Genomic DNA, 13,407 nt, shown 5'->3' on the forward strand with positions numbered 1-13,407 from the left:
GCGCCCTTCGGGCCGTTGCATAGCAACGTTGGGAATCGCTCCTGCGATTCGCAGGCGCGCGCCCCCCTTAACAAAGGGAGGCTCTCCACCAGACGGGGTGCGAAGCGCCGGGCATTGCCCGGCGTTTTCGTTTGGCCTGGATGCCGGAAGCGCCCGCTCTGCTTTTGATCTTTTCTGTTTTTCCGTGGCTGGCACTCGCGCCAAGCCGTCGGAGGTCGGACGGGGCGGGGCTGCGGGGGTGTGAGCCGCATGGATGCGGCGACCAAGGCTACATGGACGTACTTGCGCCGCCCCCCGCAGTCCCGCCCCGTCCGACCCAGCCCATGACACTGGCACTGCCGGCCGCGAGGGGGCCTGCCGTTGGCTGCATATGCCCCCCGCATGACCGAAATGGCGTCACACGTTAAACTCCCGCCGTGAATACTCCCACCTACACCGCCCAGCAACTCGCCGAGCAGTTCGGCCTGCAGGTCCATGGCGATCCCGCTACCGCCATCCATGGCGTGGCCACCCTCGCCCATGCCGGACCTGGCCAGCTGACCTTCCTTGCCAACCCGCGCTACCGCGCCCAGCTGGCCGACAGCCGGGCCTCGCTGGTGGTCCTGCGTGCCGATGACGTCGAGGCCGCCCCCGGCGCCGCGCTCGTCGCCAAGGACCCGTACACCGCATTCGCCAAGATTGCCGCACTGTTCGACATCGCGCCGACCCGCCCGCCGGGCATCCATCCCAGCGCAGTGATCGATCCCAGCGCCCAGGTCGCGGCCAGCGCCCATATCGGTCCGTTCGTCTCGGTGAGTGCGCGCAGCGTCATCGGCGAGAACTGCATCATCGGCGCCGGCAGCGTGATCGGCGAGGACTGCAGCCTGGATACCGGCTGTGAACTGATCGCCCGCGTGACTCTGGTTACCCGGGTCACGCTGGGCAAGCGCGTGCGCGTGCATCCAGGTGCCGTGCTCGGCGCCGATGGCTTCGGCCTGGCGATGGATGCTGGCAAGTGGATCAAGGTGCCGCAGCTCGGCGGCGTCCGCATCGGCGATGACTGCGAGATCGGCGCCAACACCTGCGTCGACCGTGGTGCGCTGGAAGACACCGTGCTGGACGAAGACGTGCGCCTGGACAACCTGGTGCAGATCGCGCACAACGTGCAGATCGGCGCGCACTCGGCCATTGCCGGCTGCACCGGCATCGCCGGCAGCGCCAAGATCGGCCGCTACTGCCTGCTCGGCGGCCACGTTGGCGTGGTCGGCCACCTCGAGATCTGCGACAAGGTCGTGATCACCGGCAAGTCGGTGGTCCGCAACTCCATCCATGAGCCGGGCGAGTACTCGTCCGGCACCCCATTGACCGACAACCGCACGTGGCGCAAGAACGCCGCGCGCTTCAAGCAGCTGGACGCATTGGCTCGCCGCGTTCTGGCTGCTGGCAAGGAGAAAGAATGAACGATTCGCTGCAGCTTCCGATCGACGTCTGCCAGATCCAGGAACTGCTTCCGCACCGCTACCCGTTCCTGCTGGTGGACCGGGTGCTTGAACTCGACGTCGAGGCCAAGCGGATCCTGGCGCAGAAGAACGTGAGCATCAACGAGCCGTTCTTCCAGGGCCACTTCCCGGGCCGCCCGATCATGCCCGGCGTGCTGATCATCGAAGCGCTGGCGCAGGCCGGCGGCGTCATGACCCAGCTCACGCTCGGCCGCGATGCGCAGTCCAAGCTGTTCTACATGGTCAAGGTGGAAAACGCCCGCTTCAACAAGCAGGTCGTGCCCGGTGACGTGCTGATGCTGGACGTGCAGATGAAGCGCCTGATCCGCAACATGGGCTGGTACTACGGCGAAGCCAAGGTCAACGGCGAAGTCGTCGCGTCGGCCGAGGTCATGTGTGCCGGCGCCAAGGGCTGATCCACTGGAGGCAGCAATGACTGACAACGCACTGCGGATCCACCCCACCGCCGTCATCGACCCGGCCGCACGCCTGGCCGACGATGTCCAGGTGGGCGCCTTCACCCTGATCGGCCCCGACGTTGAAATCGGTGCCGGCACGGTGGTGGGCCCCCATTGCAGCATCCACGGCCCGACCCGGATCGGCCGCGACAACCGCTTCGTCGGCCATGCCGCGATCGGTGGCGAGCCGCAGGACAAGAAGTTCGGCGGCGAGCGCACCGAACTGGTGATCGGCGATCGCAACGTGTTCCGCGAGTTCGTCACGCTCAACCGTGGCACCGGCGGCGGCGGCGGCATCACCACCATCGGCAACGACAACTGGATGCTGGCCTACACGCACGTGGCACACGACTGCCATGTCGGCAACTTCTGCGTGTTCTCCAACAACACCACTCTGGCTGGCCACGTGACCGTGGGCGACTACGTGATCATCAGCGGCTTCGCCGGTGCCCACCAGTTCTGCCGCATCGGCGCGCATGCCTTCCTCGGCATGGGCGCGCTGACCAATGGTGATGTACCGCCGTTCACCATGGTCGGCACCGATTCGCTGGGACGCCCGCGCGGCATCAACAGCGAAGGCCTGAAGCGGCGCGGCTTCGACGCTGACCGCATTTCGGCCATCAAGCGTGCGTACCGCACGCTGTACGTCGCGGGCCTGCCGCTGGCAGAGGCCAAGGTGCAGCTGACTGAACAGGCGCGTGACAGCGACGACGTGAAGGCGATGCTGGACTTCATCGAGCACGCCGAGAGGCCCCTGCTGCGATGAGCAGCTCGACCGGCCAGGCGCCGGCCGGCGCCGCGGTGATCCCGCTGGCCTCGATGGCCGGCAGCGTTCCCGCACAGCGGGTGCTCAGCGAGCGCCCGTTGCGGATCGCGCTGGTTGCCGGTGAAGCCTCCGGCGACCTGCTCGGTGCGGGCCTGGTGCGTGAACTGAAGGCGCGCTTCCCGAATGCCGAGTTCGCCGGTATCGGCGGCGATGCCATGCGCAGCGCCGGCTGCCAGACCTGGCACGATGCCAGCGAGCTGGCGGTGATGGGCCTGACCGAAGTGCTGCGCCACCTGCCACGCCTGCTCAAGCTGCGCTCGGCATTCCGCCAGCGTGCGCTGGACTGGCAGCCGGACGTCTTCATCGGCATCGACGCCCCCGACTTCAACCTGGGCATCGAGCGCTGGTTGAAACAGCGCGGCGTGCGCACCGTGCATTACGTCAGCCCGTCAGTCTGGGCCTGGCGCGAAAAGCGCGCCGAGAAAATCGGCAGCAGCGCCGACCTGGTGCTGTGCCTGTTCCCGATGGAGCCGCCGATCTATGCCCGGCACGGCATCGACGCGCGCTTCGTCGGCCACCCGATGGCCGATGACATTCCGCTGCAGGGCAACCGCGAGGAAGCACGCGCCGCGCTCGGCCTGCCGGCCTCGGCCAAGGTGCTGGCGGTGTTGCCGGGCAGCCGCCTCGGCGAGATCTCGCGCCTGGGCGAGCCGTTCTTCGAAGCGGCCTGGCAGGTCTCCGAACGCATTCCGGGCCTGCATGTGGTGGTGCCTGCCGCCAACCCGGCCTGCAGGCAGCTGATCGAAGAACAGCTGTCGCGCTCGGCGCTGCCGGTGGCCTACTCGCACGTGCTTGACGGCCAGGCGCGCAACGCGATGATCGCCGCCGACGTGGTGGTGCTGGCCTCCGGCACCGCGACCCTGGAAGCCATGCTGGTGAAGCGGCCGATGGTGGTCGGTTACCGCGTCAACGAACTGACCTATCGACTGGTCAAGGCGCTTGGCCTGATCAAGGTCGACCGCTTCGCCCTGCCCAACATCCTGGCCGGCCAGGACCTGGCACCGGAGCTGATGCAGCACGACTGCACGCCGGACAGGCTGGCCGCGGCCATCCAGCAGTGGTTCGACCACCCGCAGCGGGTGAGCGACCTGCAGGACACTTACGTGCGCCTGCACCAGCGACTGCGACGCAACGCCTCGGCGCGTGCCGCCGATGCCGTCGGCGAGCTGCTGATGCGCGACCAGGCGCAGGCATGAGCCGCCGCCACGCCGCAGCAGCCAGCCTGGCCCTGTTCGACGGTACGGCAGTGATCGAGCCGGAGCGCCTGGTCGCCGGTGTCGACGAGGCCGGGCGTGGCCCGCTGGCTGGGCCGGTGGCGGTGGCGGCGGTGGTATTCGATCCGTCACGGCCACGGATCAACGGCCTGGATGATTCCAAGCAGTTGACCGCTGCCCGCCGCGAGCAGCTGCATGACCGCATCATCGAGCGCGCCCTGGCCTGGCATGTGGTGCTGGTGGACGTGGACACCATCGACCGCCTGAACATCTACCAGGCCACCCTGCAGGGCATGCGTGACGTCGTTGCAGCGGTCGCCCACGTGGCCGGCTTCGCCCGCATCGATGGCAACGTGGTGCCCAAGGGCCTGGTACTGCCGGCGCAGGCGCTGGTCGGCGGCGATGGCATCGACCGCGCGATCATGGCCGCCTCGATCCTGGCCAAGGTCTCGCGCGATCGCTACATGCAGGCCGTGCACGCCCGCCACCCTCAGTATGGGTTCGAGCAGCACAAGGGCTATGGCACTCCGGCCCACCTGGCCGCCCTGCGCGAGCACGGCCCCTGCGTGGAGCACCGGCGCAGCTTCGCCCCGGTGCGCGAGTGCCTGGAAGCGTCGGCTGTCGCGGCCATCGCCTGAGGCTGCTGGAGTTGTAGCGCCGAGCCCATGCTCGGCTGTTGTGAACAGCCGAGCATGGGCTCGGCGCTACTGAAGGCGGCCTCCCGCACGCCTGAATCCGGCGCCACGCCGTGCCCCTGTCAAGCCTTGTGGCAACCCCCTGCCCTCGCTACCCTGACCGGGCATTCCAGCGCTTCCCGACCCCGGCGACGAACCTCCGTCAGCACCCGGGGCCCGCGCGCTCCAACCTGGTCCGGCATGTCCAACTCCCGCTTCGTACATCTCCACGTCCACACCGAGTTCTCGCTGGCGGACTCGACCATCCGCGTGCCGGCCAAGCCGGACCAGGCGGACCCGAAGAAGGCCAAGCAGGCCAACCTGCTGTCGCGCTCGGTCGAGCTCGGCCTGCCTGCGCTGGCGGTGACCGATCTCAACAACCTGTTCGCCCTGGTCAAGTTCTACAAGGCCGCCGAAGGCGTGGGCATCAAGCCGATCGCCGGTGCCGACGTGCTGATCGCCGAGGAAGGCCAGGACCCGTGGCGGATGACCCTGCTGTGCCGCGACCGCGAGGGCTACCTGAGCCTGTCACGGCTGCTGACCCGCGCCTGGATGGAAGGCCATCGCCCGGAAGGCGGCGTGGCCATCCACCCGGACTGGCTGAAGGCCGGCAATGCCAACCTGTTCGCGCTGGCCGGCCGGCAGAGCCTGGCCGGGCGCCTGGCACTGGACGGCAAGCATGAACTGGCCGAGCAGCAGCTGGCCGACTGGCAGCGCGTATTCGGCGATGGCCTGCACCTGGAGCTGACCCGTACCGGCCGCGAGGGCGAGGAAACCTTCAACCAGTTCGCGCTGATGGCCGCTGGCCAGCGCGGCCTGCCGGTGGTCGCCAGCAATGACGTGCGCTTCCTGTCGCCGTCGGATTTCAGCGCGCACGAAGCGCGCGTGTGCATTTCCACAGGCCGCGTGCTGGACGATCCCAAGCGTCCGCGCGAGTACAGCGACCAGCAATACCTGAAGTCGGCCGAGGAGATGTGCGCGCTGTTCGCCGACATCCCCGATGCGATCGACAACACGCTGGCGCTGGCCGAGCGCTGCAACATCGAGATGCGGCTGGGCACCTACTTCCTGCCCAACTACCCGGTGCCCGACGACGAGACCCTGGACACCTGGATCCAGAAGATGTCGCGCGATGGCCTGGAAGAGCGCCTGGAGAAGAATCCGCTGGCGCCGGGCAAGACCCGTGAGGAGTACTTCGAGCGCCTGGAGTTCGAGCTCAACACCATCATCAAGATGGGCTTCCCCGGCTACTTCCTGATCGTGGCCGACTTCATCCAGTGGGGCAAGAACCAGGGCATCCCGATCGGTCCCGGCCGTGGTTCGGGTGCCGGCTCGCTGGTGGCGTGGGCGCTGAAGATCACCGACCTGGACCCGCTGCCGTACAACCTGCTGTTCGAGCGATTCCTGAACCCGGAACGCGTGTCGATGCCCGACTTCGACATCGACTTCTGCATGGACCGCCGCGACGAGGTGATCGACTACGTCGCGCGCAAGTACGGGCGCGAGCGCGTCAGCCAGATCATCACCTACGGCACCATGGCCGCAAAGGCGGTGGTGCGCGACTCCGGCCGCGTGCTCGGCTTCCCGTATGGCCTGGTCGACGGTGTTTCCAAGCTGATCCCGAACATCCTGGGCATCCACCTGAAGGATGCGCTGGGCAAGGGCAAGGAAGGCCCGAGCTCGGAAATGGCCTCGGCCGAACTGATCCAGCGCTATGAAACCGAGGACGATGTCCGCGACCTGATCGACCTGGCGCTGCAGCTGGAAGACCTGACCCGCAACGCCGGCAAGCACGCCGGTGGCGTGGTGATCGGGCCCGAGCCGCTGAGCGAGTTCTGCCCGCTGTACGCCGAACACGACGAAAATGGGCTCGGCAAGAATCCGGTCACCCAGTTCGACAAGAACGACGTGGAAGAAGTGGGCCTGGTGAAGTTCGACTTCCTCGGCCTGCGCACGCTGACCATCATCGACTGGGCAGTGAAGGCGATCAACAAGCGCCACGAACGCGCGGGCATTCCGCCGGTCGACATTGCCGCGATCCCGCTCGACGATGCGCCCACCTACAAGGACATCTTCGCCAACGGCAACACCGGCGCGGTGTTCCAGTTCGAATCCTCGGGCATGCGCCGCCTGCTGAAGGACGCGCGCCCCGACCGCTTCGAAGACCTGATCGCGCTGGTGTCGCTGTATCGCCCCGGCCCGATGGACCTGATTCCCTCCTTCAACGCGCGCAAGCACGGCCAGGAAGAGATCATCTATCCCGATCCGCGCACCGAAGCGATCCTGAAGGACACCTACGGCATCATGGTGTACCAGGAGCAGGTGATGCAGATGGCGCAGATCGTCGGCGGCTACTCGCTGGGCGGCGCTGACCTGCTGCGACGCGCGATGGGCAAGAAGGTGCCGGCGGAAATGGCCAAGCACCGCGAGATCTTCCGCGAAGGTGCAGCCAAGGGCGGCGTCGACGGCCCCAAGGCCGACGAAATCTTCGACCTGATGGAGAAGTTCGCCGGCTATGGCTTCAACAAGTCGCACGCCGCTGCATACGCACTGGTCAGCTACCAGACCGCCTGGCTGAAGCGCCATTACCCGGCCGAGTTCATGGCGGCCACGCTGTCTTCGGACCTGGACAACACCGACAAGGTGGTTGGCTTCCTCGACGAGGTGCGCAACCTCGGCCTGACCGTGCTGCCGCCGAAGGTGAACCAGTCGGCCTTCATGTTCGAAGCGGTCACGCCGGACACGATCCAGTACGGTCTGGGCGCGATCAAGGGCGTCGGCCAGGGCGCCTGCGAAGCGGTGGTCGAGGAACGACTGAAGGGCGGACCGTTCAAGGATCTGCTGGACTTCTGCACCCGCGTCGGCTCGGCCAAGCTCAACCGGCGCACGCTGGAAGCGATGATCAACTGTGGCGCGCTCGATGAACTCGGCCGCAACCGTGCCTCGCTGATGCTGCAGCTGCCGGAAGTGATCAAGGCCACCGACCAGATGGCACGCGAGCGTGCGTCCGGGCAGAATTCGCTGTTTGGCGGGCCCGATCCGAGCACCGTTTCGATCCAGCTGGACCTGCCGGAAGCCGAAGAATGGCCGCTGCTTCAGCGCCTCAACGGCGAGCGCGACACGCTGGGCTTCTACCTCAGCGGCCACCCGTTCGATCCCTGGCGCGACGATGTGCGCGATCTGGTAGGCAACGACCTGGGTTCGGTGGAGAAAATCTGGAGCGCCAACAGCGGCGGCGGCGGTGGCGGCGAGAAGCGCTGGCGCCCGGAAGTGCAGACCGTGCTGGCCGGCCAGGTGGTCGGCGTGCGCCGCAAGGGCGAAAGCCAGATCTTCATCCAGCTGGAGGACGGTCGCGGCCGGGTGGAGTGCAGCGCGTTCTCCGATGCGATGGCCGAGTTCGGCCACCTGATGACCAAGGACCGCATCCTGGTGGTCAAGGGCGGCCTGCGCGAGGACGAATTCAACGGCGGCTACGCACTGCGCATCCGCCAGTGCTGGGACTTCGACGAAGTCTGCGCCAACTACGCCACGCGGCTGTCGTTGCGCCTGGACCTGCGCCAGCAGCGCCCGGTCTGGGAGCGCATCAATGCCCTGCTCGACCGCCATCGCCCGGGGCGGACGCCGCTGCGCCTGGACCTGCTGCTGAAGGGCCCGCACGGCGGTGTCGCCGGCATGCTGGATGTCTCCGGGCAGAGCGCAGTGCGCATCGATTCCAAGCTGATGGAGGCGCTGCGCGCCGACCCCGCCGTACGTACGCTGAAGGTGCGCTACAGCCCGCCGTGGGCCAGCTGAGGCTGGCTGCTTCGTGTTCCTGTTTTCCCGTTCCAGTCATCAAGGACGATCGCCAATGAAGACCCTGCTGTTCCCGTTCGTTGCCGCACTGGCGCTGGCCGCCTGCTCGCCGTCGAAGATCGAGTTCCAGATCGACAACCCGACCGACACGCCGCTGGCGCTGAGCATCGACGGCCAGGACCTGCCGGTGGCCGCGCACGGCTCGCGCCCGGTCTCGCTGGCCGTTGGCGAGCATCGCCTGCATACCGACACGCTCGGCGACGTGCGCTTCATCGTCTACGTCGACGGTCGTGGCGGCCTGATCAACCCGACCCTGAGCGAATACGTGATCGCACGCGAGGTCTACGTCACCGACGAGAGCAAGCTGAAGAACTTCGGCACCGGCAAGGCTGGCATCGAGCTGGGCGGCGTCGACTTCGAGGGCCCCTTCGAGAAGCACCACGACCTGTTCATCGACAAGACCTGGACCTACGGCGTGCGCGAACCGTTCCCGAAGGAAAAGGTGGTCGCCCACGTCGATTCCAGTGGTGGCCAGATCGTCGCCAAGGTGTTCACGACACCGGATTTCATCGCCTACGTCGAGGAAGGCATGGGCGAGCCGGGCGCGTTCAAGCGCGAACAGCCGGCCGGCTACGTGGCCCCGGCATACAGCCTTGAACCGGCACCGTCCAGCCTGCCGGCGCTGGCACCGGCCTTCGAGGCGCATGCCGCGCCGCTTCGCGAGGTCTACGCGCGATGGCTGAAGGCCACCACCGCCGATGAACAGAAGGCCCTGCGCAAGCAGGACTTCGCTGCGCAGATGGCCTTCACCTCGGCCACTGCCACCCTGGGCAGCGGCCTGGGCCGGGAGGCCAACGAGGCCTACAACGACTTCGTTTCCCAGCGCAGCCAGTTGATGGGCCGCAGCGCCCTGGTGGTGCCCTGAGCTGACTGGCGCCGCCTGCCCGGCTGCGCTACCGTCGCCTTCCAGACGAAGGCGTACGGGTGGTTTGCACGCATTCGGCTAGAATTGCCCCCTTCTTTACACGACGGCTTCCGATGAATCCGAACTACCTCGACTTCGAGCAACCCATCGCCGACCTGGAAGCCAAGATCCAGGAACTGCGCAACGCCAGTGCCGGGCCGGCGGTCAATGTCGAGGCGGAAGTGCACGCGCTGCAGGACAAGCTGCGCATGCGCACCGCGCAGATCTTCCGCAACCTGACCTCGTGGCAGGTGCTGCAGCTGGCCCGGCACCCGTCGCGTCCGTACACCGCCGACTACATCCGCGTCATGTTCGATGAGTTCCAGGAGCTGGCCGGTGACCGCGCCTTCGCCGACGACAAGGCGATCATGGGCGGCCTGGCCCGCATCAATGGCCGCGCGGTAATGGTGATCGGCCACCAGAAGGGTCGCGACACCAAGGAAAAGATCAAGCGCAACTTCGGCATGCCCAAGCCGGAGGGCTACCGCAAGGCGCTGCGCCTGATGAAGATGGCCGAGCGCTTCGGCCTGCCGGTGCTGACCCTGATCGACACCGCCGGTGCCTGGCCGGGTATCGACGCCGAATCGCGCGGCCAGTCCGAAGCGATCGCGCGCAACCTGATCGAGATGGCCGAGCTGAAGGTGCCGATCATCTGCACCGTGATCGGTGAAGGCGGCTCCGGCGGCGCGCTGGCGCTGGGCGTGGGCGACCGCACCGTGATGCTGGAATACGCGGTGTACTCGACCATCACCCCGGAAGGCTGCGCCTCGATCCTGTGGAAGGACGCGGGCAAGGCCAAGGAAGCGGCCGAACAACTGGGCCTGACCGCCCCGCGCCTGAAGAGCCTGGGCCTGGTCGACAAGGTCTTGCGCGAGCCGACCGGTGGCGCCCACCGCAACCCGACGCAGATGGCCAAGCGCCTGAAGGCCGTGCTGCTGAACGAGCTGGACGCGCTGGAAAAGCTCTCCACCGAGCAACTGCTGGAGCAGCGCTACACGCGCCTGCGCAGTTACGGCACGTACGAAGCGGCCTGATTCATCGGCTTGTTACTTTCTTGCTCGTGCAAGAAAGTAACCAAAGAACACGCCGCCGAACGCGAGCCGGTGCCACGCACCGGTTCCCTGCGCTTCTCGGTGAATCAGGGGGACGGCGCCGAACTCGCTGCGCTCAGACATCGGCGCCTCTTCGCCCCTGTTTCACCTGCGATGCTCGGCTCGCTCATGGCGGACCTGAACATCAAAAGCCACAGCTGCACCCAGTAGATCCACGCCATGCGTGGATGCATCTGTGCGATGCGCTGCGCGCCCCGTTCAGAACGGCTTGGCCAGCACCAGCCACACGATCGGAATGAACGCCAGCAGCGGGATCTCGTTGATCCAGCGCAGCGCGCGCGACGACGGCAGCGCCCTGCCCTTGGCCACGCCCTTCAACAGACGGCCGATCCAGCTGAAATACACCAGCAGCAGCACCACCAGGCCCAGCTTGGCGTGCAGCCAGCCAGCGCCGCCCGGCGCGACCATGGTCGGGAAATCCGGGATGACCTTGTAGCCCAGCCACAGCACCAGGCCCAGCACAAAGGCCAGGCCGAACATCGAGTGGCCGAAACGGTACAGGCGCAGGCCCATCAGCTGCAGGCGCTCGGTCACCGCCGGCTGGCCTGCGGTCTCGGCCAGGTTGACCAGGATGCGCGGCAGGTAGAACACCGTGGCCATCCACGCCACCACGAATACGATGTGGAAGGTCTTGACCCAGTAGTAGCTCTGCATGCGCTCGCTCCGGCGGCTGGCGTAGATGGGCGCCTATTGTCGCAGTAGAGCCACCTCCTGGGTGGCTGCCGCGTCCAATCGCCGCATCAGGACAGCCACGCATGGCGTGGCTCTACTGCGGGTCCGCCACACCCGGGGGCGCAACACCGTACGATAGGCGCCGTTTTCCCCGAACGCGCACCGCCCCATGGACAAGACCTACGACGCCGCCTACTTCCAACGCTGGTACCGCCGCGCCGACATCGGCGGCAGCGCCCGCCTGGCGCGCAAGGTTGCCCTGGCGGTGGCCAGTGCCGAGTACTACCTGGAACGACCGATCCGCAGTGTGCTGGACATCGGCTGCGGCGAAGGCGCCTGGCGCGCACCGCTGCTGAAGCTGCGTCCGAAGGTCGAATACCTGGGCTTCGACAGCAGCGAGTACGCTGTGCGCCGCTACGGCCGCACCCGCAACCTGCACCTGGCCCGCTTCGGCGACTTCGCCTGGCTGCGGCCCTGCGCGCCGGTCGACCTGCTAGTGTGTTCGGACGTGATGCACTACGTGCCCGACCGCGAGCTGCGCGCCGGCCTGGCCGGCGTGGCCGAGCTGACCGGCGGCGTGGCCTTCCTGGAGACCTTCGCCGCCGAGGACGCGTTCGAAGGCGACCACGACGGCTTCCAGGCCCGCCCAGCACGCTGGTATCGGCGGACGCTGGCCCGGCACGGCCTGCAGCCGGTCGGGTCGCACTGCTGGCTCGGCCCCGCCCTGGCAGGCGATGCCGCCGCGCTGGAACGGATGTGAATCCAGATTCATTATTTTCAGCCAACTTAACCTGCGGGACACCCGGATGGGATATGCTGCGCGGCAACATATGACCATACATATTCGGTCGTCATGCTCTATCAACTGCACGAACTGACCCGCAACCTGCTCGCCCCCTGGGTGCACCAGGCCCAGGCCAACGCCAGATTCTTCGCCAACCCGGGCCACTGGTGGTCGCAGATGCCCGGCGCCGATCGCCTGGCGGCGGTCAATGAGCTGTTCCACCGCATCGGCAAGGATTACGAGAAGCCCGAGTGGGGCATCAACGAAATCGAGGTCGACGGCGAGCGCGTGCCGATCGTCGTGCACGAGGAAGTGAGCAAGCCGTTCTGCAAGCTGCTGCGCTTCAAGCGCCACAGCAATGAAGCCGACCAGCTGCACACCATGCTCAACCAGCCGTTCGTGCTGGTCGTGGCACCGCTGTCCGGGCACCACGCCACGTTGCTGCGCGATACCGTGCGCACGCTGCTGCGCGACCACCGTGTGTACGTCACCGACTGGGTGGACGCGCGCATGGTGCCGGCCAACGAAGGCGAGTTTGGCCTGGACGATTACATCGCCTACATCCAGGAGTTCATCCGCCATCTGGGCGTCGAACGCCTGCACGTGGTCAGCGTGTGCCAGCCGACGGTACCGGTGCTGGCCGCGGTTTCGCTGATGGCCAGCCGTGGCGAGCCGACACCGCGCACCCTGGTGATGATGGGCGGCCCGATCGATGCACGCTGCAGCCCGACCGCAGTGAACAACCTGGCCACGCAGAACCCGCTGTCGTGGTTCGAGAACAACGTCATCCACACCGTGCCGGCCAGCTATCCCGGCGCCGGCCGCCGCGTGTATCCGGGCTTCCTGCAGCACGCCGGCTTCCTGTCGATGAACCCCAGCCGCCACTTCAGTTCGCACTGGGATTTCTACACCGACCTGGTCAAGGGCGACCTGGAAGACGCCGACGCGCACCGTCGCTTCTACGACGAGTACAACGCGGTGCTGGACATGCCGGCCAAGTACTACCTGGATACCATCCGCGTGGTGTTCCAGGACTTCCTGCTGCCGCGTGGCGAGTGGGTGGTCAATGGCGAGAAGGTCGACCCGTCGGCGATCCGCGATACCGCGCTGCTGAGCATCGAGGGCGAACTGGATGACATCGCCGGACTCGGCCAGACCGAAGCAGCGCAGGCGCTGTGCACCGGCATTGCTGCTGACCGCCGCGAGCATTTCATCGTCGAAGGCGCCGGCCACTACGGCATCTTCAGCGGCCGTCGCTGGCGCGAAGTGGTGTACCCGAAGGTCCGCGACTTCTTCGCTGCGCATGCCGAGGCACCGGCGGCGAAGGCCACGAAGAAGAAGAGCAACGTCACTCCGTTGCGGCGAAAGGCGGGGTAACTCCCCGCCGTGGGGTCGGATCCCTTTCCAACGGAGGGGGCTCTGACCCAGCATGA

The 13,407-nt window shown here is 67.0% G+C and carries 11 protein-coding genes; 10 read left to right on the forward strand and 1 reads right to left on the reverse strand.

Annotation, left to right across the window (positions count from 1 at the left end; all coding sequences use genetic code 11):
- Positions 1-416 precede the first annotated feature (416 nt).
- The 8 genes from lpxD (at position 417) to ACM0PK_RS05785 (ending at position 10,440) form a co-directional block, all read left to right on the forward strand.
- A complete protein-coding gene (lpxD, locus tag ACM0PK_RS05750; protein ID WP_414606889.1) occupies positions 417-1,439 on the forward strand; it encodes a UDP-3-O-(3-hydroxymyristoyl)glucosamine N-acyltransferase in 1,023 nt (340 codons plus the stop codon).
- Positions 1,436-1,894: a 3-hydroxyacyl-ACP dehydratase FabZ gene (fabZ, locus tag ACM0PK_RS05755; protein ID WP_005415845.1), complete on the forward strand. Its 459-nt coding sequence runs from the start codon at positions 1,436-1,438 to the stop codon at positions 1,892-1,894. Before lpxD ends, fabZ begins: the two co-directional genes overlap by 4 nt.
- 16 nt (positions 1,895-1,910) lie before the next feature.
- Entirely contained in the window at positions 1,911-2,702 is a 792-nt protein-coding gene (lpxA, locus tag ACM0PK_RS05760) for an acyl-ACP--UDP-N-acetylglucosamine O-acyltransferase (protein ID WP_134971279.1), read from the forward strand.
- A gap of 53 nt (positions 2,703-2,755) precedes the next feature.
- Positions 2,756-3,958, forward strand: a complete 1,203-nt coding sequence (gene lpxB, locus ACM0PK_RS05765; protein ID WP_235648417.1) for a lipid-A-disaccharide synthase — start codon at positions 2,756-2,758, stop codon at positions 3,956-3,958.
- On the forward strand, positions 3,955-4,614 hold the full coding sequence (gene rnhB / locus ACM0PK_RS05770) for a ribonuclease HII (protein WP_111201420.1): 660 nt from the start codon (positions 3,955-3,957) through the stop codon (positions 4,612-4,614). The genes lpxB and rnhB overlap by 4 nt, the downstream gene beginning before the upstream one ends.
- A 237-nt stretch (positions 4,615-4,851) precedes the next feature.
- The gene (gene dnaE / locus ACM0PK_RS05775; protein WP_049416729.1) at positions 4,852-8,442 is read left to right on the forward strand and encodes a DNA polymerase III subunit alpha; all 3,591 of its coding nucleotides are present in this window, start codon (positions 4,852-4,854) and stop codon (positions 8,440-8,442) included.
- Between the two features lie 55 nt (positions 8,443-8,497).
- Positions 8,498-9,367, forward strand: a complete 870-nt coding sequence (locus ACM0PK_RS05780) for a YajG family lipoprotein (protein WP_414606890.1) — start codon at positions 8,498-8,500, stop codon at positions 9,365-9,367.
- Between the two features lie 113 nt (positions 9,368-9,480).
- Positions 9,481-10,440, forward strand: a complete 960-nt coding sequence (locus ACM0PK_RS05785) for an acetyl-CoA carboxylase carboxyltransferase subunit alpha (RefSeq protein ID WP_414606891.1) — start codon at positions 9,481-9,483, stop codon at positions 10,438-10,440.
- A 276-nt stretch (positions 10,441-10,716) separates the two neighbouring features.
- Here ACM0PK_RS05785 and ACM0PK_RS05790 read toward each other — a convergent pair whose 3' ends face one another.
- Complete coding sequence (locus ACM0PK_RS05790; protein ID WP_111201423.1) at positions 10,717-11,172, reverse strand: CopD family protein; 456 nt, start codon at positions 11,170-11,172, stop codon at positions 10,717-10,719.
- 187 nt (positions 11,173-11,359) lie between these two features.
- Here ACM0PK_RS05790 and ACM0PK_RS05795 point away from each other — a divergent pair, with 187 nt between their 5' ends.
- On the forward strand, positions 11,360-11,950 hold the full coding sequence (locus ACM0PK_RS05795; protein WP_049440893.1) for a class I SAM-dependent DNA methyltransferase: 591 nt from the start codon (positions 11,360-11,362) through the stop codon (positions 11,948-11,950).
- Positions 11,951-12,043: 93 nt separating this feature from the next.
- On the forward strand, positions 12,044-13,351 hold the full coding sequence (locus tag ACM0PK_RS05800; RefSeq protein WP_414606892.1) for a polyhydroxyalkanoate depolymerase: 1,308 nt from the start codon (positions 12,044-12,046) through the stop codon (positions 13,349-13,351).
- Positions 13,352-13,407: the final 56 nt, after the last annotated feature.

Source organism: Stenotrophomonas sp. FR010 (assembly GCF_047520755.2).
GTDB classification, from domain to species: Bacteria; Pseudomonadota; Gammaproteobacteria; order Xanthomonadales; family Xanthomonadaceae; genus Stenotrophomonas; species Stenotrophomonas sepilia.